The following is a 21,077-nucleotide window of genomic DNA, read 5'->3' as shown; positions in this document are numbered from 1 at the left end:
CCGTCGTGCGTTCAGAGGCGCTTCCCTTGGCTCCGTCGGTTTCCGGCGCGGAGAGACACGCCTTTAGGCCGAGGTGGCCTACGGCCGGGCATGGAAGCGATGTCGACCGAAGACGGGGAGACGGTCTACGTCTCGACGTCGGACGGCGACAGGGGGTCGAAGGCCCCGTTTCTGGTCGCCTACGAGAGCGCCGACGGCACGGACCGCTACGGCTGGTTCTGCGCGAACTGCGAGAGTTTCGACAACGCGATGGACGCGATGGGCCGGATCCAGTGTAACCGATGTAGCAACTTCCGCAAGCCGACGGAGTGGGACGCCGCCCACGAGTGAGGCGCCTGCCCGGGCACCACGTTCTCATCTCGTGAGACGTTCGTCCAGAAAAACCGGCCACGAATCCGTCACGTACCTAGATTTATGATGACCGCCGGTGTATCCTTGGACTGAATGGGTCCTGTTAACATTCGGCTCGTCGAACAGGCCAGGTCGATTTTCGCGGAACTCGGCTACACGGTCGAGGGCAGCGGCCCGGAGTTCAGAGCGGAACGCGCGTGGAAGGTCGTCCACGTCAACACGGTATACGAGCACCTCGACATTCCGGACGGCTCCGGCCAGTTCCGCTGTTTCGTCGCCCAGCCCGGGGACGCCGACGACCTCGAACGCCGACTGCGCAGCGTCGACCCCGACTACGAGTGGGCGATCATGGTCGTCGACGGCGAGGAGTACGAGGTCGAGCGCGTCCCGCCCGGACCCACGATGTCCGCCTAGGACCGTAACGTTCGCCGCGCCGCCGCGACCCCCGCGTCGGGGTCGACGTCGGCGCCCATCGATTCTAGCACGTCGCCGAGCGCCGTCACCACCAGCAGGACGTTCTCCGGCCGCGCGGAGTGGCCCATGCAACCGATCCGGAATATCTCGCCGGCGAGGTCGCCCAGCCCGCCGGCTATCTCGAGGTCGTAGCGGTCGAGCAACTCGGCGCAGACCTCGCCGTCGTCGACGCCCTCGGGGACGCGGACGGCGTTGAGGCTGGGCAGCCAGTACTCCTCGGGGGCGTTCATCTCCAGTCCCATCCCCTCGACGCCGGCTTTCAGCGCGCCCGCGAGGCGGCGGTGGCGGGCCCAGCGTTCCTCGATGCCCTCCTCGGCGACCAGCCGCAGCGCCTCGCGCATGGCGTAGACGTTCGTGATCGGCGCGGTGTGGTGGTACGAACGCTCGTCGCCCCAGTACCCCTCCAGCAGGGAGAGGTCGAGGTACCACGACCGGGGGTCTTCCTCCCGGGAGAGGACCTTCTCCATCGCCTCGTCGGAGAGGGTCAGCGGACTCGCACCCGGCGGACAGGAGAGACACTTCTGCGGGCCCGAGTAGGCGACGTCGACGTCCCACTCGTCGACGCGGAACTCGACCCCGCCCAGCGAGGTCACGGTGTCGGCGATCACGAGCGCGTCGTGGTCGTGGGCCGCCGCCGTGAGTTCGGGCACGTTCGGCTGGAGGACGCCCGTGCTCGTCTCGGCGTGGACGAAGCCGAAGACGTCGGGGTCGTACTCGGCGAGCGCGTCGGAGACGGCCGCGGGGTCGAGGGGTTCGCCCCACGGGGCGTCGACGGTGACGACCTCGCCGCCGGCGCGGCGAGCCATCGAGGCCATCCGGCCGCCGAAGTAGCCGTTCGTCGGCACGAGCATCGTGTCGCCGGGTTCGACGACGTTGCCGATGGCGGCCTCCATCGAGGCCGACCCCGTCCCCGAGACCGGAATGGTCCACCGGTTGTCCGTCCGGAACGTGTACCGCAACAGCTCCTGGACCTCGTCCATGATCTCGATGAACGAGGGGTCGAGGTGGCCCACCAGCGGCGTGCTCATCGCGCGCAGCACGCGCGGGTGGACGTCGCTCGGGCCGGGCCCCATCAGCGTGCGACTCGGCGGCGTTAGCTCGTCGACCTGTGGCGCGTCGTCGGGTGCCATGCGCGCACGTGGTACAGGCACCACCAAAAACGTTCACTCGCCGGCGAACCCTCGGTCTCGCTGACCGTCGTCGCGGCGACGTTTTATACCGACCCCCGTGGTAGCGTGGCGCGCAATGGTCTTCAAGAAGATCACGCTGATCGGCACGAGCACGGAGAGCTTCGACGACGCCGCCGACGACGCCATCGACCGCGCCGAGGAGACGCTCCAGAACGTCTACTGGGTCGAGGTAGACGAACTGGGCGTCGAGATCGCCTCCGTCGAGGGGCGGGAGTACCAGGCGGAGGTGACGGTGGCGTTCGAACTGGAGGACTGACGCTCCGAGAGGTCGACGACGCGGCCGGTACGGGTCCGATTCCGCCGCGAGAATCGCCGACTCCGCTTCGGCGGCCGAGTCACTCCGCGAAGCGCGCGGCGAGGGGAATCGCGTCCGACAGCGGCGCCCCGACGGTCGCCGCCGGAACCGTCGGCGCCCACGCCTCGTAGGCCGCCCGGTCGGGGAACGCCCGGACGTACGGACAGAACGCCGCGTACGCCTCCTCGAACGTCCAGTCGCCGGACGAGAACGAATCGGGATCGGCGGCGACCCCGAACGACAGCGCCGCGTCGGCGGGCGTCGCCGCGAGGTCGCCCGTGCCCGTCGCGCGGACCTCGACGACCGCGCCGCCCGGACTCTCGGTCCGGACGTCGACCGGCGATTCGACCCGCTCGGCGAGGACGATCGCGTCGAAGAAACACTCGAAGTGGTACGTCCGCCCGTCGACCGTCCCGCGGTGTCCAGTCGGCCCGTCGGCGTGGCAGAGGTCGGCCACGTCGAGGGGACCGCCGCCGGCCCGCCGGCGGATCGTCGAGACGACGTCTCCGAGCGTCTCGATCGGGCCACCGTCGAGGAACCGTTCCATCGCCGCCCGAACGTCCGCGGGGAGCGTCGCTTCGGTGATCGGCGCGTCGTCGATCCAGTGCCCCTCGTTCGTTCCGGGAGACGGGCCGCGGTTCCGCCCCGATTCGGGATCGATACCACAGCAATCGCAGGGTTCGTCGACCATGCGACTACGCTTTCGATCCCGAAGCGTTTATACTGTCAACTCCGAAGCGTGAAACGGGGTTCGCCCACCGACAGCTATGACGGGATCACCCGATTCGACGGCCGACGCTCCGGATTCGCCCGAGACCGACGCGACCTGCTACTGTCCCGTCGGCGGCGTGATGGACCTGTTGAGCAAGCGGTACGCCGTGCAGGTGATCTGCGTCGTCGGCGCCGTCGGCCCGGCGAGGTACGGCGAGATCGAGGCGGCATTCGAGTCCGTGAGCAGTTCGACGCTCTCGAGACGGCTCGACGAACTCGCCGAGGCCGACCTGCTCGCGCGCGAGCAGTACGCCGAGATTCCGCCGCGGGTCGAGTACGACCTCACGCCGACGGGCGAGGAACTGTGCCGACGACTGGAACCGCTCGTCGAGTGGGTCGTCGAGGAGGAGAACCGCGAGCGGCCGGTCGCGAGCGACGCGGCGGCCGGCGAGTGACGCGGGTCGGTCCGAAAAGCGGTCGCGAGCGACGCTCAGGTCCGGAACGACTCGCCGCAGCCACACTCGCTGACGACGTTGGGGTTCTGGACCTCGAAGCCGGCCGCCTGGAGGCCGTGTTCGTAGTCGACGACGCTGCCCTCGATGTACTTCAGGCTCGCGGGGTCGACGAAGACCCGCAGGCCGTGTTGCTCGTACACCTCGTCGTCCTCCTCGGGTTCGGTGTCGAAGCGCATCCCGTAGGAGAGGCCCGCGCAGCCGCCCTGCTGGACGAACAGCCGGAGGCCGGCCTCCTCGGTATCCATGTTCTCGCCGTCGAGCAGCGAGAGGGCCTGCTCCGCGGCGTCCTCGGTGACTTCGATCCGGGGGCGGGTCTCGCCCCCGTCCGCGGCGTCCGTACTCATACCCCCTACTACCGACGCGACGGTGTTAACTGTGACGCCACGCACCCGCGATATGGCGGGCCCGGGCCGTTCAGGAGTCGTCGTCGAGACGGACCCGGACGCTCTCGGCGTGGGCCTCCAGACCCTCGGCCTCGGCGAGGGTCGTGATCGTCGGCGCGAGGTCCGCGAGGCCGTCCGCGGAGAGCCGCTGGACGGTCGTCGCCCGGAGGAAGGTGTCGACCGAGAGCCCGCCGGTGACGTGGGCGGTCCCGTTGGTCGGCAGCACGTGGTTCGTCCCGCTGGCGTAGTCGCCCGCGGCGACCGGGGTGTGCGGGCCGAGGAAGACGCTGCCCGCGCTGTCGATCCGGTCGAGGACCGACTCCTCGTCGTCGGCGACGATCGCGAGGTGCTCGGGGGCGTACTCCTCGGTGAAGAGGATCGCCTCGCTCAGCGACCGGGCGAGCAGGACGCCGCTGGCGTCGTTGGCCAGTGCCTCGCGGATCACGTCCTCGCGGTCGCGTTCGCTCGCGCCGCGGTCGACCGCCCCGGCGACCGCCGCCGCCGTCTCCTCGTCGTCGGTGACGGCGACGACGGAGGCGTTCGGGTCGTGTTCGGCCTGTGCGAGCAGTTCGGCGGCGACGAACTCGGGGTCCGCACTCGCGTCGGCGACGACCACCACCTCGCTCGGCCCCGCGAGGAGGTCGATCTCGACGTCGCCGCGGACCTCGGCCTTCGCGGCGGTCACCCACCGGTTGCCGGGGCCGACGATCTTCCGGACGCGCGTGACCGTCTCTGTGCCGTAGGCGAGCGCGGCGACCGCCTGCGCCCCGCCGACGGCGTAGACCGCGTCGGCGCCCGCGGCGTGGATCGCCGCCAGCGTCGCGGGGTTCGGCTCGTCGGCCGGCGGGGTGACGACCGAGACGTGGTCGACGCCGGCGACGACCGCCGGAACGACGCCCATGATCGCACTCGACGGGTAGGCGGCGGTCCCGCCGGGGACGTAGACGCCGACGCGATCGAGCGGCCGGAACCGTCGCCCGAGTTCGCGGCCGTCGTCGAACTCCCGGCGCCAGTCCTCGGGGAGTTGGGCCTCGTGGAACTCGCGGACGTTCGCGGCGGCGGTCTCGATCGCCTCGCGGAGGTCGTCGTCGATCCCGTCGTAGGCGCGCTCGCACTCGTCTGTGATATCGAGGTTGCCGACCTCGACGCCGTCGAACTCGCGGGCGAACTCGCGGACGGCGACGTCGCCCTCCTCGCGGACGCGCGAGACGATCTCTCGGACGTCCGCGCGGACCTCGTCGACGCCGGCGTCCCGCTCGAAGAACGCGGCGCGAGCGTCCGGGCCGAGTTCGGCCACCTCGGTCACGGGTACTGTCATGGCGGCCGGTTGGGCCGGCCCGCGAAAAACGGTTTCCCTCCGGGCGATCGCGGCCGGTTTCGCCGGTCGCGACCGCAATCGATGGGAACTATAAAGAGGGTATCACGCCTCTTGCCGGACGACCCGATGTCCATCGAGCAGGAGACCGAGATGACCGACTCGGAGATCGACGCGCTGTTGAGCCGCCACGAGACGGGGGTACTCGCGCTCGCACGCTCCGACGAACCGTACGCCATTCCGATCTCGTACGGGTACGATCCGGACGACCGGACGTTCTACATGCGGCTCGTCTCGACGCCGGAGAGCGAGAAGCGTCGGTTCCTCGCCTCGTCGCCGGCCGTCCGCCTCGTCGTCTACGAGACCGGCGAGGAGGTCTACCGCAGCGTCGTCGCCACCGGCGACCTCGAAGGGATTCCGCCCGCGGAGCTCACCGCCGACCAGATCGTCCAGTACGGCGAGGCGAGGCGACCGCTGTTCGAGATCTGGGCGGAGACGAAACGCGACCTCGACATCGAACTCTACACGCTCTCACCGGAAACGCTGACGGGACGACGGACCGTCGTCGACCGCGAGTAGGCTAGTGGCTGGCGAAGTTCGACGCGGCGACCGGTGCACCGCAGACGGGACAGCCGTGTGAGAGGGTGGCCTCGCGCATCGACTCGTCGACCTCTATCTCCTGGCCGCACTCGGAGCACGTGAACTCGTAACTCATATCGTCCGATCGATCACCGTTCGTGTACGGAACGTCACCGGAGAAGGTAATAGCTATTCATCCTCTATTTGATGGGTACGGGAGTGGGTAGCAGTCCACGTGGACGCAGTCGGTACGAGGATTACCCGTCGAGGATGGCCCCGAGGAGCTTTCGCTGGGCCGCCGAGAGGTGTTCGGTCAGCGTCGAGGTCGTAATGTCGAGTTCGTCGGCCACCTCGCCGGCGTTGGCCCGCTTGGGGTGGTCGAAGTAGCCCATCCCGTGGGCGGTCTCCAGGACCTCCCGCTGGCGGTCGGTGAGCCGGCTCCGGTCGACGAAGACGAGTTTCTCCTCGTCGGTCTCACCCTCGCGCGAGCGCAACAGTCGCTGGACGTCGAGGTCGGGGTACCGCTCGCGGAGCGCCCCCATCGCTCCCTGCAGGGTCTCCATGTCGGGGGCGTGGAAGACGAGGTGTAACGCGCCGTCCTCGGCGTGGAGGTCGATCACCGGGCAGTCGAAGCGCTCGATGCACTCGCAGGCACAGCCCCGCCCGAGGTCGCGCTCGAAGCGGTAGACGGCCTTCGAACCGTACGAGAAGACGTCGTCGAGGGAGGGGTCGACGTCGAGGTCGTCGGGGTCGGCCCGCGCGCCGAGGACGAACTCCTCGGTGACGACGTCGGGGTCGGTCGGGTCGACGCTCTTGGTGATCGAGTAACTCGCCGCGTCCGCCTCGCCGGAGACGCGCGCGACCGGGCAGTCGGCCGGCGACTCGACCCGCACCTCGGCGCGGATGCCCGAACTCATTCAGTCGTACCTCGGGCGTGTGGGCCCTAAGTCCACCGATTCCGCCGCCCGTTATAAAGGCCCCCGTATATTGTGGGCGCGGCTACGTTGGCGTCCGGTAGAAAGTAAGAATCGACTCGAACATGTCCGTGACGATCGACCGCGACGCGAGGGATGCACGACTCAAGTGGGCCAGCGAACCGGCGTTAGACGCCGAGGCGGTCCTGACCGCTCTGGAGGACCGCGACTGCCGCGAGATCCTCGCGGCGACCGCCGAGACGGCGCTTACGGCGTCGGAGATCGCCGACCGGTGTGAGATTCCGCGGTCGACGCTGTACCGCAAACTCGAACTGCTGACCGACGCGTCGCTGCTCGAAGAGGGGATCCGCATCCGCACGTCGGGCAAGCACGCGAGCGAGTACCGCCGCGGCTTCGACGACGTCACCGTCACCGTCTCCGGGGACGAGGGCCTCCAAGTCGCCCTCTCCCAGCCCTGACTCAGGGCTCCGACTCCTCGATCTCCCAGATTCCGACCGCCGACAGCGTCGCCCGCGCCGAGAGATAGACCAGCAACGCGAAGCCGAGGAGGCCGACCGGCGCCGCGACCGTCTGGGCGGTCCGGTACGGGAGGACGAGCCTGCTGAACCCGAGGACGAAGAAGCTCAGGACGACGATCCCGATCGCGACGACGGCGAGTCTGACGAACCCTCCCTGATCCATGTCGTCGGCTCCGTGACGGGCCGGCTAAGGCGTGTCGGAAACCGCCGGGGCCGTCGCGGACCGTCGGCGGCCGTTGCACGCCGTGTACCCGTTCCGCCGCGTGCAACCGTTCCGGCCGGCGGAACGGGTGCAGCGGGCGTCTATTCGATACTTCGCGGCGTACTCGTACCGTGACGCCCCCATGGCAGTAGATCACACCCACCACCACGAACACGACCACGACGTCGGCGGGCCGGGGTACACGACTCCCCAGGCCGCCATCGAAGAAGCGGAACGGGAGAAAGTCGCGTACGTCGTCTCGCTTCACACCGGCACCGACGTCGACGCGCCCGACTTCCTCGCGGTCGTCGACGTCGACCCCGAGTCGGCGACGTACCGCGAGATAATCGACCGGATCGAGATGCCGACCCGCGGCGACGAACTGCACCACTTCGGCTGGAACGCCTGTTCGTCGTCGTGTCACGCCGAGGGGCTCGAACGCCAGTACCTCGTCGTGCCGGGGAACCGCTCCTCGCGCATCCACGTCGTCGACACCGCGGACCGCGAGAACCCCGAACTCGTCAAGGTCATCGAACCCGAGGAGGTCTTCGAACACGACCTCTCGGCCCCACACACCGTCCACTGCATCCCGGGCGGGGAGATCATGATCAGCATGCTCGGGAACGCCGACGGCGACCTCCCGGGTGGCTTCCTCCTGCTCGACGAGGAGTTCGAGATCGCCGGCCGCTTCGACACGCCGGGAGACATCGGGATGAACTACGACTACTGGTACCAGCCGCGTCGCAACGTGATGGTCTCCTCCGAGTGGGCCGCCCCGTCGACCTACCAGCCGGGGTTCGACCTCGCGGACGTCGAGGCGGGCAAGTACGGCCAGCGGCTCAACGTCTGGAACTGGGCGGACCGGACGGTCGAACAGACCATCGACCTCGGCGAGGAGGGGCTGGTCCCGCTCGAAGTCCGCTTCCTCCACTCGCCCGAGTCGGACCACGCCTACGTCGGCGCGGCGCTCTCCTCGAACATGTTCCACCTCCACAGCGAGGACGGCGAGTGGCGCGCGACGAAGGTCATCGACGTGGAGCCACGCGAACACGAGGACTGGGACATGCCGGTCCCCGGCCTCATCACCGACCTCCTGGTCTCGATGGACGACCGGTACCTGTTCTTCACGAACTGGCTCCACGGCGAGGTCCGCATGTACGACGTCTCCGACCCGTCGAACCCGCGGCCCACCGACACCATCTCCGTCGGCGGCCTCTTCGGCGACGTCCGGGAGGTCCGGGGGCGGGCGATCAACGCCGGCCCGCAGATGCTCCAGTTGAGCCTCGACGGCGAACGGCTCTACTGGACCACCTCGCTGTACTCGACGTGGGACGACCAGTTTTTCCCCGCCGAGGGCGAGCAAGGCTCCGTGATGCTGAAGGCTGACGTCGACCCGCGGCGGGGGACGATGACCCTCGACGAGGAGTTCCTCGTCGACTTCGGCGACCTGCCCGAGGGGCCGGCGCGGGCCCACGAGATGCGCTGGCCCGGCGGCGACTGCACCAGCGATGTCTGGCAGTAGCCCCGCCCCGGGCTACGACCTCGCCCTGACGTGGCGCGACGGCCGCCGGGAGACGGTGTGTTGCGTCGCGCGGCCGCGGGCCGACTGCCGGATCGAGGTCGGCGCGGGCGTCCGGGCCGCCTCGGCCCCGACGCCGTGGAAGACGACGGAGGAGCCGTGACCACCCGACTGCGTCGGGCCGAGCCGCGGTCGAGGCACAGTGCGCTCGTCGCGTGGGTAGCGCTCGCTCTCGCCCTCGTTCCCGCCGCCGCGAGCGCCCACGGCACCGACGGTGGGGCGCCGGCCGCGGGCGTCGCGTTCGCCGTCGCCCTCGGCCTGCCGATCGTCGGCGGCGTCGCGGGCGGCCTGCTCGCGCTCCGGTTCGGATCGTCGGCTCGTGTCCGCGCGGGCGCGGCGTCGACCTCGACGCTCGCGTTCGGCGGCTTCCTCCTCGCGCTGGGGCTCGCGTTCGCGCTCGCGGCCGCGCGGCTGGCGGTCGGCCCGGCGGTCGCCGCCGGCGCCGTCGGCGCCGCGGCCGCGCTGTGGGTCGGGAGGCGGACCGGCGCCCGCGCGGGTCGCTGCCGGGGCCACGCCGACCTGACGCTCGGCGGCCTCGTGGCCCACCGGCTGCTCGAAGGGGCCGCCATCGGGGCGCTCTACGCCGCCGGCGGCGGCCTCGCCCTCCTCGGCGCCGCGATCATCGCGGGCCACGCGACGCTGGAGACCGCCGCGGTCGGCGGGCTGTACGCGGACGCGGGCTCTGCGCCGCGGGCGCTGGGAGCGATCGGCGTCGTCCAGGTGGGGTACGCGACGGGCGCGGTCGTCGGCGTGCTCGCCGGGGCCGCGGCGTCGCCGGCCGTCCAGGCGCCGTCGCTCGCGCTGGTCGCCGGCGTCCTGTTCGTCGTCGGCGGCGGCGGAACGGCGCGGTCGCTGCGCACGATCCGCGCGGGGCGGAACGAGACGCTGGGCGAGCACGCCGATCACGGCGACGGCGCGTCGATCGGGACCGCCTCGCGCCGGTAGACGTCGAGGCGGGTCGTCGCCCACGCGTGGATCCCCGGATCGGTCGTCTCGATCGTCGCGTGGAGCGCGCCGTCCTCGTCGGAGAGACAGAGGTTCACCGCGTCGTCGGCCACGACGACGACGAACGGCAGGTCCCCGTCGTACCGGGAGAGCCGCGCCGCCGGCGACGCCGCCAGTTCGTCGATGTGGGCGGCCGTCGTCGGGTGAGCCTCGACGGCGGCGACCGCGCGGTTCCCGAGGATCAGATCTAGCGTCAACCGGCCGGCGGCGACACGTCGCCGGCACGTCTCGATGCAGTCCGGGAGGAGGGTGTACGAGGCGATCCGCGCCCGTTCGGCGGATTCGAGCGACTCGACGAGGTGGGTCGTCGGCGCGAACGCGTCCGCCTTGCGCGAGCGGACGACGTCGGCCCCCGCCAGCCCGGCGAGGTCGAAGCCGTACTCCTCCTCGGGGAACCACCGGACCACCTCGCGGAGGTCGTCGACGACGCGCAGTCGGTCGAGCAGTCCCCGGAACTCGCGGGCGACGAACGCGCCGAGTTCCGTCAGTTCGTACCGGTCGCGGTCGCGGTCGACCCACCCCCGTCGCTCGAACGCCGCCAGCGTCCGGCTGAGCGTCGCCCGGGAGACGCCGGTCGCGGCCTCGATCCCGCGGCGGTCGGCCGGCCCCGCCGTCAGGGCGTCGAGCACCCGGACGCGGTTCGCGGACCGCGAGAGGAACTCGACGGTCTCTAGCAGGGGCTCCACCTCGGACTGCGGCAGGACGTTCGTGTGTGTCATTGTCTCCCCTTTGGGTGAGCTACGCCGCCGGTCGTCAAGTACTGTACCCCGTGGGGGACGGGTCAACCGCGCCGACGGCCCGCCGGCACACGACGATCAGTCCTCCGGCGGTCGAACCGGCTCCGAACGAGCCCGGTAGGACTCGAAGACGCGCTCGGCCCACCCGCGAGCGATCGCCGAGTCGGAGTCGACGAAGACGCGCATCGCGCCGGTGTCCTCGTCGTAGCCCGCGACGCCGACACGGTCGTCGAAGACGGCGAGGCCGTACGGTAGCGCCTCGCGGGTCCGCAGCGTCAGGTGGCCCGATCCGGACTCCCCCCGCAGGCGCTCCGGGTCCGTCCGGACCAGAGACTCGACGACCTCCGGCGGCGAGACGAGTTCCGCGTCGACCCCCTCGAACGGCCGGCCGAACGCGTCGTCGAGCGCCGGCGGGATCACGTGCGTCGTGTTGAACCCGCGGAACGCGTCGCTCCCCTCCAGCAGTTCCGCGAACCGCGTGACCGGCGCGTACGGGTCACCCGGCGTCGCCGTGGTCACCGTCCCGTCGGCGAACGGGGCGACGACGAACTCGCGGTGGGCCTCGCAGATCGACTCGAGCAGCGGCGCCAGCGTCGTCGCCGCGCGAAGGTCGCGCTCGAAGTGCAAGATGGCGTCGGCGTAGGCCTGCCCCTTGCCCGTCAGCGCGAACCGGCCGTCGGCGCGCTCGGCGAGGTCCCGCTCGTCCAGCCAGCGCGTGAACCGGTGGCTCGTCGCCCGGGAGACCCCCAGCCGGTCTTCGAGGTCGCGCCGGTCCAGCGGCGCCTCGAACAGCACTTCGAGGAGCGCGCGGTGGCGGACGACGTCGACGAGTTCGTCGGTGTCGAGCCGTGGCCCCAGCTCGTGGGCCGAGAGCCGACTGGTGTCGGCCTCGATCGTCGCCTCCAGAACCTCGTCGAGTACGGAACCCGTCATGGTGTCTCCCGGTCGTTCCCGCGACCGTTGGTATGCGTACGCCTCTCACCCGCTTAGCTGTGTCTCACCCCCCGAGACGCCGACTCGCCCGAAGATATCAGTGTCAGTGAATGCCTATAGGGCCCGCGGGCGCCTCCGGACGAGTATGGAACCAGCAGTCGAACCATCGTCGAACGCCGACTCGGACGCCGCCGTCCCGTGGGGCTCGCGGACCGTCCAGGTCGTGCTCGCGAGTACCGCGCTCGCACCGCTGGGCGTCCCGCTTATCAGCCCCGTCCTCCCGACGTTCCGGGACGCGTTCGGGATCACCGACGTGCAGGCGAGCCTGCTCGTGAGCAGCTACTTCGTCGTCGGGATCGTCCTCTCGCCGTTCATCGGGATGCTCGCCGATCGGATCGGCCGCAAACGCGTGCTCGTCGGCGGGCTGGTCGCGTTCGGCTTGCTCGGCGGGGCGATGGTCGTCGCGCCGTCGTTCGAGGTCCTGCTCGCGCTCCGACTCGCCCAGGGGGCCGCGGCCGCGGCGATCTTCATCACGACGGTGACGATCGTCGGCGACGCCTACGACGGCGTCCGGCGCAACGCCGTCCTCGGGGTCAACGTCGCCGTCCTGTCGGCGACCGCCGCGCTCTTTCCCGTCCTCGGCGGGGCGCTGGCCGCGATCTCGTGGAACGCGCCGTTCGTCGTCTACCTCGCGGCGCTGCCGGTGGCGGCGTTCGCACACGTCGCCCTCGACGAGCCGTCGCGGTCCGGCGGCGCGCGCGGGACGGCCTACCTCGTCGACGCCTCGCGGACGATCGCGACGGGCCCGACGCTGGCGCTGTTCGGCGTCGCGTTCCTGACGGAGTTCCTGCTGTTCGGCGTCGTGTTCACCGCCGTCCCCTTCCTGCTCGCGGGGACGCTCGCGCCGGTCGCGATCGGCCTCGTGATCCTGCTCTCGGAGGGCGCCTCGACCGCCGCGGCGGCCTCCAGCGGTCGGCTGGCCCGCCGCTTCGCGAACGATCGGCTGATCACCGCCGGCTTCGCCTGCTACGCGGTCGGCTTCGCCGGCCTCTGGCTCGCCGACGGCGCGCTCGCGGTGACCGGCGGACTCGTGGTCGTCGGCGTCGGCATCGGGCTCTCGATGCCCGCCGTCGACGCCGCCGTGAGCGACCGCATCCCCGTCGAACACCTCGCGGGCGCGATGAGCCTGCGCAACAGCACCACTTTCCTCGGGCGCACCGGCGGCCCGGTCGCGTTCGCGGGGCTCGCGGTCACGGTCGGCTACGGCTACGAGCCGCTCCTGCTGGCCGCCAGCGCGGTGGCCGCCGTCGCGACGCTCGTCGCCGTCGCGGCGGGGAGCCAGCGCCTCGCCCGCGCTTCCGCCGTCCCCGGGCGGGCGTGAGGACACGACCCTCGGCCCGACCGACGGGCCTTTGCCCCCGCGATACGACGGGGCTGCTATGACACACCACGCGCCGGCGGCTTGCGCGGGGCCCGCGCCCGCGAGCGCCCGCGAGCGCCCGCGACCGGCCGACGGGAGGCGGGCGTGAGGCGGCGCGACCTCCTCGTCGGCGTCGGCGGCCTCACCGCTGTCGTCGGTGTGGCCGCCCTCGCGACCCGCGGACCGCCGGGGGCCGGCGACGGAGCCGACGCCGACGAGGACGGCGAGAACGAAGACGACCGTCGAACCGGACCCCCGTTCGAGGTGCGGACGATCGACGCGCCGGGCAGCGAGTCCGGCACGGTCTCCCTGCCGGAGCCGGGACGGTTCCGCCTCGTCAACTTCGCGCGGACGCGCTGTCCCACGAGTCGGGCGACGCTGTCGGCGCTCGCCGGGGCGCGGGCGGCGGTCGACGACGCCGACGCGGCGTTCCTGACGATCACCGACCCGACCCGGGACCCCGCCGATTCGGACGAGCGGTTCGCCGAGTGGTGGACCGAGACCGACGGCGGCTGGCCCCTCGGGGTCGACGACGGCGGCGTCGTCAACGACCACTACGGCGTCGGCGGCTTCCCGACGACGATGCTGCTCGACGGCGAGGGGACGATCCGCTGGCGCCGCAGCGGCCGGCTTGCGGACCACGTCGTCGTCGAAGCGATCGAGGCGGCGGTCCGGGGCTGACTGGATCGAACCCCTCCCCGTCGCTCACGGGGACGACACGGGCCGGAGGCGTAACCGTCCCGCGCTCGCGTGACCGGGACGGAGCGGGCACTCGCCGTCTCCGCGTCTCGAAAGAAGTGTCGCCCGGAACACTAACGTCCAGCCTCATCCCGTGGCGGCGTGCCGCGTCGGCTGGCTAACCCTCGTGCCGGGCGTTGCGCGACTCTTGGGGAGTCGCGGCTTGTGAGGCGGCGCGAGCCGCCGAACTGGTGGTTCCACAGGAACCACCGACTGGCGAGACGGCTGACGCCGTCTCGCGGCGCGTGATTCGCGAGGAATCACGACTCGTGAGTGTCGCGCGCCCGGGTTCGCCGTGCCGTCATCGCACCCGTGTGGGTCTGCTCGGACGGGGACAGAGGCACGCAGTTTATATAGGTGATCGCGTCGTTTAACGCTTTCCGGTGTCAGACGCCCGGCGCGCTGGCGTTCTCCGAATCCGCGTTCTCCTCGAGCCACGCGTCGTACTCCTCCTGTGGAACGACGACGACCGTCGCCTCCATCCGGGAGTGGCCGGCGCCGCAGAACTCCGTACAGCGGGCGTCGTACGCTCCGGTTTCGTAGACGTGCGTCCGCGCGCGGGTGTACTCCCCGGGGTAGGCGTCCTGCTTGACCCCGAGGTCCGAGACGAACAGCGAGTGCATGACGTCGTCGGTGGTGAGCCAGAACGTCACGTCCTCGTCGGCGGGGAGCACGATTTCGTCGCTCGTCGTCACGTTCGCGTCCGGGTAGGTCACCTCCCACCCCCACTGGTAGCCCCGGACGTGGACGACCTCGTCGTCGGTCTCGGGGAGGTCCTCGACGCTCTCGACGCCGCCCTCCTCGCCGCCGGCGAGGTCCGCCGGCTGGGACGGGGAGACGTAGGGGCTGACGAGCACGGAGTAGCCGGCGAGGCCGACGAACACGAGGATGATCGCGGTCGCGGCCGTCCACGTGATCTCGAGGGCGGGGTCCTCCGGGGTCGGCTGGGGGTCGTCGTTGTCGTAGAACCTGACGGTGGCGTAGAGGAGGACGGTGAGGACGAACAGCGAGAGCGGGAGCGCGACGTACAGCAACTGGAACTCCAGACCCTCGATGAGGTCGCGGTTGACCGACTGGGCGGTCGCCGTCCCGGTCGACGCGAGCAGTCCGAGTCCGGCGAGGGCGAGGGCGACGAGCCGGCGGCTGGGCATCGGTGCCGGCTTCCACGGCCGCCCGGAAATACGGCCTTCACGCGACGCGTGAGAGTCACGGCGCGCGACGGGTCGGCGGCGACGACTTTCCCGAACGTGTCAGTTCAGCTTTATTGCTGACGACGGTGACGGTGCGGCTATGTTCGCCAGCAGTCGCCACGCGTCCGGTCGTCGACCGGGGGTGGTACGATGAGCCGGGCGGTCGTTCAGGCTGGCCTCTTCCTCGCGGTGGTCGTCGGCTGCCTGCTGGTGGCCGGCCTCGCCCGGTGGCGGCGGACCGACCCGTCGCCCGACGGCGGGTACGCGGCCGTCGGCGAGCGCCGGCCGACGCTCGCGGAGGCGAAGGCGGCGGCGATTCGCTGGACGACGTCGACGAACCACCGGGAGATCGGCCTGCTCTACATCGCGCTCGGGACCGTCGCGGCGCTGTGGGGCGGCGTGGACGCGATGATGATGCGCACGCACCTGCTGACGCCCGCGGCGGACCTCTGGACCGAGCAGACGTACAACGAACTGTTCACGATGCACGGGGTGACGATGCTCATCTTCTTCGTCGCGCCCGTCTTCTTCGGCATCGGCAACTACTTCCTGCCGCTTTTGATCGGCGCCGACGACATGGCGTTCCCGCGGCTGAACGCGGTCGGCTTCTGGATGCTGCCGCCCGCGCTACTGCTCGCGCGGTTGGGGATCATCGCGGAGGTCTCCGGGAAGACGCTCGCGCTCGCCGTCCCCGAGGAGTGGCTCACCCCCCTGTTCGCGCTTCGCGAACCGGCGCTGGGCTGGACGCTGTACACGCCGCTGTCGAGCGTGACCCCGGACCCGCAGATCAACTTCCTCCTGCTCGGCTTGCACCTCAGCGGGGTCGCGACGACCATCGCCGGGATCAACTTCATCGCGACGATCGTCTACGAGCGCGACGAGTCGATCGGCTGGGGCAACCTCGACATCTTCTCGTGGAACCTCCTCGTCACGAGCGGCATCGTCATCTTCGCGTTCCCCCTGCTGGGTAGTGCCCTCCTGATGTTGCTGTTCGACCGCAACTTCGGGACGACGTTCTTCGCGACCGAGGGCGGCGGCCCGATCCTCTGGCAACACCTGTTCTGGTTCTGGGGCCACCCCGAGGTGTACATCATCTTCCTCCCGGCGGCGGGGCTGCTGAGCCTCATCCTGCCGAAGATGGTCGGCCGGAAGCTGTTCGGCTTCAAGTTCATCGTCTACTCGACGCTGGCCATCGGCGTCCTCAGCTTCGGGGTGTGGGCCCACCACATGTTCGCGGCGGGCCTCGACCCCCGCATCCGGGCGAGTTTCATGGCCACCTCCGTCGCCATCGCCGTCCCGAGCGCGATCAAGGTGTTCAACTGGATGACGACCATCTGGAACGGCGACGTCAAACTCGCCGCGCCGACGCTGCTGTGTGTCGGCAGCATCGGCACGTTCATCTACGGCGGGATCACCGGCGTCTTCCTCGCGGTCATCCCCATCGACGTCGTCTACCACGACACCTACTACGTCGTCGGCCACTTCCACTTCATCGTCATGGGCATCATCCCGCTGATGATGTTCGCGGCGAGTTACTACTGGTACCCCCTGTTGACGGGCCGGATGTACGACCGGCGGCTCGCGCTGTTCCAGTCGGTGCTGCTCGTCGGCGGCTCCGTGCTGACGTTCGGGACGCTGATGGCGATCGGCTTCCTCGAACTCCCGCGCCGGTACGCGACCTACCCCGCCGAGTTCCACTCGCTGCAGATCGTCGCCACCGTCGGCGCGTACGTCGTCGGGTTGAGCGTCCTGCTGTGGCTGTACAACATGGTGTGGTCGTACTTCCAGGGCGACCCCGTCGCGGACGCCGACCCGTGGAACCTGAAAGAGACCGACCAGTTCACCCGCGAGTGGCAGTGGTTCGAGGAGAAACTCGAACGCGAGCGGGGGATCCCGCCGGCCGAACCCGAGGCGGTCCGCGAGTCCTACGAGCCGACGCCGAAAGGCGAGGCACCCTCGCTGTACGGCCGACTGCGACCGATCGCCGAGCGGGTCCTCGCCGACGCGCTCGCGGGCGCGGTCGGCGGCTTCGTCGGGACGATGCTGCTGACCGGCGTGTTGACCGTCGCCTACATCATCGGTGTCTTCGAGGTCGCGTCGTTCGCCGACCTCGCGACGCTGGTCGGCCTCCCGGCCACCCCCGTCTTCGGCTACACCGTCTTCCTCGTCGGCGGGATGGTGACCTGGGTGTTGCTGTTTCTCACGTTCGGGGAGTTCCTGCCCGGCCAGTTGAGCCTCGTCACCGGCTTCTGGTTCGCGACGATCATCGCCTCGGGGTTCGCCATCGCCTTCTACACCGGCCAGAGCGGGCTCGAACTCGTCGGCTACCTCGCGTTCGTCCTCGTCGGCCACTGGCTGTACGGCCTCGGCCTCGCCGGCACGGTCGAGTACCTCGGAAGCAGACGCCCGGCCGCGCCCGAGGAGTATGGCCGCTGACGACACCGCGTCGTCGCCGCGGGCACCCGGCGAGTCGTTCCTGCTCACCTACGTCGTCCCGTTCGTCGGCGTCCTCCTGATCGCCCTCGGGATTCCGGCGGCCATCCTCGGCGGCTACGTCGTGATGCAGGACGCGCTGGGCCTCTGTGGCGAGCCCGACGTCGAGGTCCGGGCGCTCGGACCCGACGAGCGGCCGGCGGGTACCGCCGAGGAGGTCCCGTTCGAGAACCTCTCGGCGGCCGAGCGCGAGGCGATCAGGGAGGCGATCGACAGCCCGCTGGAGGAGGCGGTCGTCGAGGGCGGGGCCGAAAACGGGGCCGTGCTGCGCGAGGGTGCGATCGTCGCGGTCGACGGCGAGCGCTACTACGTCCGGATCGCGTCGCTGAACTCCTGTCTGGAGGCCGAACCCCTGCTGTTCCCGATCGGGGGCGTGGCGATCCTCGTGGGGGTCGCGGGCGTGCTGACGCCGCCGATCTACCGGCGGATGGCCGGCTTCGAGGAGCGGATGCGGCGACGGCCGGAGGAGTGATCGTCACGCGTCGGACAGCGCCCACCCCGGCCGCACCCAGACCAGCAGGTAGACGGCGACGACGAGGTAGAGCCAGAACGTCCCGAGCGCCAGCGTGACGAGCACCGCGGCGGGGTAGCCCACCAGTCCCGGAGGCGGACGCCCCTCGGCTTTGGCGACGAGGTCGAGGGCCATCGCCCCGGCCGCGAGGAAGCCGCCGGGAACCAGCACGAAGGCGACCAGCGCCTCCAGAAGCCGGGGCGAGGCGGCCTCGGAGACGACCAGCGCCTCGACGACGACGGCCGTCGCGGCGACGACCGCCGGCAGGTACCACCAGCGGTCGGTCGTCGCCGCGAGGTCCGCGACGAACCGTCGAGCGGTGTCCATTTCGAGGGGGTTGCCCGCGGCCGTACAAAAGCCCGACCGTTCGGCCGCGGGCTCAGGTCGCGGCCGCGCCGACGTAGAGGACGACCACGAGGAAGAGCCAGACGACGTCGACGAAGTGCCAGTACAGCGAGACCGTCGAGACGGAGGTGTCCCGGTCGGGGCCGTAGTGGCCGCGCAGCGCCCGCCAGCAGAGGATCGCGAGGCCGCCGACGCCGAGCGTGACGTGCAGGCCGTGCAGCCCCGTCAGCCCGAAGAAGGCGCTTGCGAACACGCCGTCCGAGAGCGTAAAGCCCTCCGCGACGACGAACTCGTAGTACTCGTAGGCCTGTCCGGCGAGGAAGACGACCCCGAGCGCCAGCGTCGTCGCGAGCAACGCGAGGGAGCGCCGTCGCCGGCCCTCCTGCAGGCCCTCGTGGGCGAAGTGGAGCGTGAAACTGCTCGCGACCAGCACGGCGGTGTTCGCCAGCACGAGCGAACTGAGCAGCGGCGGCAACTCCCCGGGCGGCCACGCGCCGACGCGGACGAAGAAGTAGTAGACGAACACCGCGCCGAACGTGGCGACGTCGGTCGCGAGGAACAGCAGCGTGGTGCCGACGTAGGACTCGCGGGGCTTGCCGATCCCGGCGGCGTCGAGGCGGCCGAAGAACGCCTCGTCGAGCCAGCCGAAGACGCCGACGAGGAGGACGAGCGCGCCCCCGGCACCGAGGACGACCCCGACGGCGGGGCTGGCGAACCCGGCCGCGTTCGCGAGCAAAGCGATCGCGACCCCGGCGTAGAGGCCGCCGGCGCCGAGGGCCGCCACGAGCGGCCACCGGCTCCGGTGTTCGTGTTCGTCGTGGTCCCCCGCGGCCGTCGGGCCGTGCGGGGCGCCTCCCGGCCGCCGGTGCGTCGCGTCCGTCGTGCCGGCGGCGCCGTCGTCCGCGGGCGAGTCGGCGGACGTCATGGGCGCGATACCACGCCGACGCCCAAAAATGCCCGTCGCTCGCCGGTCACGGCTCACGGCGTCGAAGCGGTCGGCAAAAAGCGGTCGGTCGGTCGGTTACTCGCGGGGCGGTCGACGGGGAGTCAGCCCTCGACGGCGCCCGGGTGCTCGCGTTCGTCGGTCGTTCCCGGCGGGACGCTGGTCAGCTTGTACAGCGCGTAGACCAGCCAGACGAGCAGCCCCAGCGCGACGAGGTACGCCCGTATCTCCGGCGAGATCATCGGCGTCGCGACGATCTCGCCCTCTTCGACGGCGGGCACCGTCGGCGCGTTCGCGAGCGTGTTGATCAGGCCCAGTACGACGACGCCGAGGGTGATCAGCCCGCCACCCAGCGCCATCGCGATCCGATCCGCGGTCGTGGTCGTGTCAGTTGTCATGTCGTGTCACCTCTCAACCGAGCAGGAGCCGCATCCACTTGTTGTTCCGTACCGTGTCGGTGCGCTCGAGGTAGGCGTCGACGCCCCAGACCCGTCCGGCGCCGAACAGGAGGATCGTGAGGAACATCAACAGCCCGAGCAGGTCGCCGTTGACGAACCCGTGGGCCCAGCCGGCGTTCCCGAAGTAGAAGAAGAACATCAGGATCGCGCCGTTGGCCGCCGCCAGCCGAGTCAGGCAGCCGAGGATGAGCCCCAGGCCGATCGCAATCTGGCCCCACGGCACCATGAGGTTCGGGAGCCAGGCCGCGTTCGTCGCGAACCAGGACATGAGCGGGTAGGTGATGGCGTCCTGTTGTGCCATCACCCAGCCGGTGGTGTCGTAGAACAGTCCGCTTTCGAGTACCTTCCCGAGGCCGGCGTGCAGGAGCCACCAGCCGGTGATCACGCGCAGGAATACGAGCCAGTAGCTGGTCCACGGCGCGCTCAGCGCGAGCGATACGTCACGTCCGAATAGGTCCGTCCGGATCCGTTGTACGTCGTAGCTCATTGTTCGTCCCCGTCTCGTTTCGAGGGGCGTCGACGCGGGTGACGTCGGCGCCCCGGCGTTTCGCGGCCGGGACCTCCCGGCCGCGCACCGTACTATTCACTCGCCGCTACAGGCGAACGAAAGGAGGCAAAAACGATGGCATTCCCGCTTGATACTACAGCCATTTAAGTCGAGTTCGCGCATCGGACATGTACGTTGTGGTCCGTTCGCCGAACGCACCTGTTAAACGGATTCCAGAAGGGGGGTCAGGGGCGGTCGCCGGTGGGGATCGGTTCGGCGTCGTCGTCCGCCGGCGGGTCGAGCGAACCGGGGAGGACCCTCTCGAGCGGAACGACGAGGGGGCCGTCCTCGCCCAGCGAGACCGCACCCGGACCCCACAGTTCCCGTTCGACGGCGGCGATGCCGTCCTCGAGCGTCGTCACGAGCGCGGCGTGGCCGTCGCTGTCGCGAAACCGTTCCCAGGCCGACTCGTCGTCGAACTCGAACGTGAGCCGGCCGTGGCGGCCGCCGACGCGCCGTTCTGCCCAGAACCCCTGTACGCCATCGACGGTCAGACAGCCGAGGATGGCGTCCGTGAGCCGTTCACGCTCGATCGGAACGGTGGCCGGATCGTCGAGTTCGAACGTCAACTCGTAGCGGATGCGGTCGCGGTCGACCGTGTGGAGATCGTGGGCGTCCGGATCGTGGCCCTCTCGGTCTGAATCCATCATGGTCGACGGTACGACATACCAACCAGTCGACTCGTCGCTTCATACTACAGGTATTTTAAT

At 70.4% G+C, this 21,077-nt stretch carries 28 protein-coding genes; 13 read left to right on the top strand and 15 right to left on the bottom strand.

The genetic code is table 11. The features are described 5' to 3' along the window. The first annotated feature begins 90 nt into the window (after window positions 1-90). Together NKG98_RS01235 and NKG98_RS01230 are read left to right on the top strand one after the other, a co-directional pair. Window positions 91-330, top strand: a complete 240-nt coding sequence (locus NKG98_RS01235) for a DUF5816 domain-containing protein (RefSeq protein ID WP_254767929.1) — start codon at window positions 91-93, stop codon at window positions 328-330. Window positions 331-459: 129 nt separating this feature from the next. Beyond that, entirely contained in the window at window positions 460-765 is a 306-nt protein-coding gene (locus NKG98_RS01230; RefSeq protein WP_254769506.1) for a DUF7116 family protein, read from the top strand. On the opposite strand, the gene NKG98_RS01225 is transcribed toward NKG98_RS01230, so the two are convergent. Then, on the bottom strand, window positions 762-1,955 hold the full coding sequence (locus NKG98_RS01225) for a pyridoxal-phosphate-dependent aminotransferase family protein (protein ID WP_254767928.1): 1,194 nt from the start codon (window positions 1,953-1,955) through the stop codon (window positions 762-764). The two genes, NKG98_RS01230 and NKG98_RS01225, sit on opposite strands and share 4 nt — an antisense overlap. A 115-nt stretch (window positions 1,956-2,070) precedes the next feature. Here NKG98_RS01225 and NKG98_RS01220 point away from each other — a divergent pair, with 115 nt between their 5' ends. Beyond that, a complete protein-coding gene (locus NKG98_RS01220) occupies window positions 2,071-2,271 on the top strand; it encodes a dodecin (protein ID WP_254767927.1) in 201 nt (66 codons plus the stop codon). A 79-nt stretch (window positions 2,272-2,350) separates the two neighbouring features. Here the strand turns inward: NKG98_RS01220 and merB are convergent, their stop codons facing one another. Beyond that, window positions 2,351-3,001 carry an organomercurial lyase gene (gene merB, locus NKG98_RS01215; protein WP_254767926.1) on the bottom strand — a complete coding sequence of 217 codons (651 nt, stop codon included), beginning with the start codon at window positions 2,999-3,001 and terminating at the stop codon, window positions 2,351-2,353. A gap of 76 nt (window positions 3,002-3,077) precedes the next feature. On the opposite strand from merB, the gene NKG98_RS01210 reads away from it, so the two are divergent. Continuing rightward, complete coding sequence (locus tag NKG98_RS01210; protein WP_254767925.1) at window positions 3,078-3,476, top strand: winged helix-turn-helix transcriptional regulator; 399 nt, start codon at window positions 3,078-3,080, stop codon at window positions 3,474-3,476. Between the two features lie 35 nt (window positions 3,477-3,511). Here the strand turns inward: NKG98_RS01210 and NKG98_RS01205 are convergent, their stop codons facing one another. Together NKG98_RS01205 and hisD are read right to left on the bottom strand one after the other, a co-directional pair. Further along, window positions 3,512-3,880 carry a HesB/IscA family protein gene (locus NKG98_RS01205; RefSeq protein WP_254767924.1) on the bottom strand — a complete coding sequence of 123 codons (369 nt, stop codon included), beginning with the start codon at window positions 3,878-3,880 and terminating at the stop codon, window positions 3,512-3,514. Between the two features lie 70 nt (window positions 3,881-3,950). Further along, the gene (gene hisD / locus NKG98_RS01200) at window positions 3,951-5,237 is read right to left on the bottom strand and encodes a histidinol dehydrogenase (RefSeq protein ID WP_254767923.1); all 1,287 of its coding nucleotides are present in this window, start codon (window positions 5,235-5,237) and stop codon (window positions 3,951-3,953) included. 126 nt (window positions 5,238-5,363) lie between these two features. Here hisD and NKG98_RS01195 point away from each other — a divergent pair, with 126 nt between their 5' ends. Beyond that, entirely contained in the window at window positions 5,364-5,813 is a 450-nt protein-coding gene (locus NKG98_RS01195; RefSeq protein WP_254767922.1) for a pyridoxamine 5'-phosphate oxidase family protein, read from the top strand. 1 nt (window position 5,814) lies between these two features. On the opposite strand, the gene NKG98_RS01190 is transcribed toward NKG98_RS01195, so the two are convergent. Further along, entirely contained in the window at window positions 5,815-5,949 is a 135-nt protein-coding gene (locus NKG98_RS01190) for a zinc ribbon domain-containing protein (RefSeq protein WP_254767921.1), read from the bottom strand. A 121-nt stretch (window positions 5,950-6,070) separates the two neighbouring features. Continuing rightward, entirely contained in the window at window positions 6,071-6,730 is a 660-nt protein-coding gene (locus tag NKG98_RS01185) for a helix-turn-helix domain-containing protein (RefSeq protein WP_254767920.1), read from the bottom strand. Window positions 6,731-6,852: 122 nt separating this feature from the next. Between NKG98_RS01185 and NKG98_RS01180 the strand changes: the two genes are divergently transcribed. Further along, window positions 6,853-7,206, top strand: coding sequence for a helix-turn-helix domain-containing protein (locus tag NKG98_RS01180; RefSeq protein ID WP_254767919.1), 354 nt, complete (start codon window positions 6,853-6,855; stop codon window positions 7,204-7,206). A 1-nt stretch (window position 7,207) separates the two neighbouring features. Here NKG98_RS01180 and NKG98_RS01175 read toward each other — a convergent pair whose 3' ends face one another. Next, entirely contained in the window at window positions 7,208-7,429 is a 222-nt protein-coding gene (locus NKG98_RS01175; protein WP_254767918.1) for a hypothetical protein, read from the bottom strand. Between the two features lie 181 nt (window positions 7,430-7,610). Here NKG98_RS01175 and NKG98_RS01170 point away from each other — a divergent pair, with 181 nt between their 5' ends. From NKG98_RS01170 to NKG98_RS01160, 3 genes are read left to right on the top strand one after another with little or no spacing between them, the layout of a single operon-like run. After that, complete coding sequence (locus tag NKG98_RS01170) at window positions 7,611-8,990, top strand: selenium-binding protein SBP56-related protein (protein WP_254767917.1); 1,380 nt, start codon at window positions 7,611-7,613, stop codon at window positions 8,988-8,990. Continuing rightward, window positions 8,977-9,150 carry a hypothetical protein gene (locus tag NKG98_RS01165; protein WP_254767916.1) on the top strand — a complete coding sequence of 58 codons (174 nt, stop codon included), beginning with the start codon at window positions 8,977-8,979 and terminating at the stop codon, window positions 9,148-9,150. Before NKG98_RS01170 ends, NKG98_RS01165 begins: the two co-directional genes overlap by 14 nt. After that, a complete protein-coding gene (locus NKG98_RS01160; protein WP_254767915.1) occupies window positions 9,147-9,992 on the top strand; it encodes a hypothetical protein in 846 nt (281 codons plus the stop codon). Before NKG98_RS01165 ends, NKG98_RS01160 begins: the two co-directional genes overlap by 4 nt. On the opposite strand, the gene NKG98_RS01155 is transcribed toward NKG98_RS01160, so the two are convergent. Both NKG98_RS01155 and NKG98_RS01150 read right to left on the bottom strand, forming a co-directional pair. Next, complete coding sequence (locus NKG98_RS01155; protein WP_254767914.1) at window positions 9,950-10,771, bottom strand: helix-turn-helix transcriptional regulator; 822 nt, start codon at window positions 10,769-10,771, stop codon at window positions 9,950-9,952. The two genes, NKG98_RS01160 and NKG98_RS01155, sit on opposite strands and share 43 nt — an antisense overlap. Before the next feature lie 96 nt (window positions 10,772-10,867). Next, complete coding sequence (locus tag NKG98_RS01150; RefSeq protein WP_254767913.1) at window positions 10,868-11,722, bottom strand: helix-turn-helix transcriptional regulator; 855 nt, start codon at window positions 11,720-11,722, stop codon at window positions 10,868-10,870. A 145-nt stretch (window positions 11,723-11,867) separates the two neighbouring features. Here NKG98_RS01150 and NKG98_RS01145 point away from each other — a divergent pair, with 145 nt between their 5' ends. Next, window positions 11,868-13,103 carry an MFS transporter gene (locus NKG98_RS01145; RefSeq protein ID WP_254767912.1) on the top strand — a complete coding sequence of 412 codons (1,236 nt, stop codon included), beginning with the start codon at window positions 11,868-11,870 and terminating at the stop codon, window positions 13,101-13,103. Between the two features lie 144 nt (window positions 13,104-13,247). Further along, window positions 13,248-13,823, top strand: coding sequence for a TlpA family protein disulfide reductase (locus NKG98_RS01140; RefSeq protein ID WP_254767911.1), 576 nt, complete (start codon window positions 13,248-13,250; stop codon window positions 13,821-13,823). 443 nt (window positions 13,824-14,266) lie between these two features. Here NKG98_RS01140 and coxB read toward each other — a convergent pair whose 3' ends face one another. Then, entirely contained in the window at window positions 14,267-15,031 is a 765-nt protein-coding gene (coxB, locus tag NKG98_RS01135; protein ID WP_254767910.1) for a cytochrome c oxidase subunit II, read from the bottom strand. A gap of 189 nt (window positions 15,032-15,220) precedes the next feature. Here coxB and NKG98_RS01130 point away from each other — a divergent pair, with 189 nt between their 5' ends. Together NKG98_RS01130 and NKG98_RS01125 are read left to right on the top strand one after the other, a co-directional pair. Continuing rightward, complete coding sequence (locus NKG98_RS01130; protein WP_254767909.1) at window positions 15,221-17,506, top strand: DUF6789 family protein; 2,286 nt, start codon at window positions 15,221-15,223, stop codon at window positions 17,504-17,506. Next, window positions 17,496-18,035, top strand: coding sequence for a DUF7979 domain-containing protein (locus tag NKG98_RS01125; protein WP_254767908.1), 540 nt, complete (start codon window positions 17,496-17,498; stop codon window positions 18,033-18,035). The genes NKG98_RS01130 and NKG98_RS01125 overlap by 11 nt, the downstream gene beginning before the upstream one ends. A gap of 3 nt (window positions 18,036-18,038) precedes the next feature. On the opposite strand, the gene NKG98_RS01120 is transcribed toward NKG98_RS01125, so the two are convergent. The 5 genes from NKG98_RS01120 to NKG98_RS01100 form a co-directional block, all read right to left on the bottom strand. Continuing rightward, the gene (locus tag NKG98_RS01120; RefSeq protein ID WP_254767907.1) at window positions 18,039-18,401 is read right to left on the bottom strand and encodes a hypothetical protein; all 363 of its coding nucleotides are present in this window, start codon (window positions 18,399-18,401) and stop codon (window positions 18,039-18,041) included. Window positions 18,402-18,453: 52 nt separating this feature from the next. Then, a complete protein-coding gene (locus tag NKG98_RS01115; protein WP_254767906.1) occupies window positions 18,454-19,344 on the bottom strand; it encodes a cytochrome c oxidase subunit 3 in 891 nt (296 codons plus the stop codon). Between the two features lie 122 nt (window positions 19,345-19,466). Then, window positions 19,467-19,760, bottom strand: coding sequence for a hypothetical protein (locus NKG98_RS01110; RefSeq protein WP_254767905.1), 294 nt, complete (start codon window positions 19,758-19,760; stop codon window positions 19,467-19,469). 13 nt (window positions 19,761-19,773) lie between these two features. Then, window positions 19,774-20,307, bottom strand: a complete 534-nt coding sequence (locus NKG98_RS01105) for a DoxX family protein (RefSeq protein ID WP_254767904.1) — start codon at window positions 20,305-20,307, stop codon at window positions 19,774-19,776. Window positions 20,308-20,552: 245 nt separating this feature from the next. After that, entirely contained in the window at window positions 20,553-21,014 is a 462-nt protein-coding gene (locus tag NKG98_RS01100; protein ID WP_254767903.1) for a hypothetical protein, read from the bottom strand. Between the last annotated feature and the right edge of the window lie 63 nt (window positions 21,015-21,077).

Source organism: Salinilacihabitans rarus, assembly GCF_024296665.1.
Classification (GTDB): domain Archaea; phylum Halobacteriota; class Halobacteria; order Halobacteriales; family Natrialbaceae; genus Salinilacihabitans; species Salinilacihabitans rarus.
The sequence above is the reverse complement of the archived record's forward strand: the minus strand, read 5'-3'. Positions and strand labels throughout refer to the sequence as shown.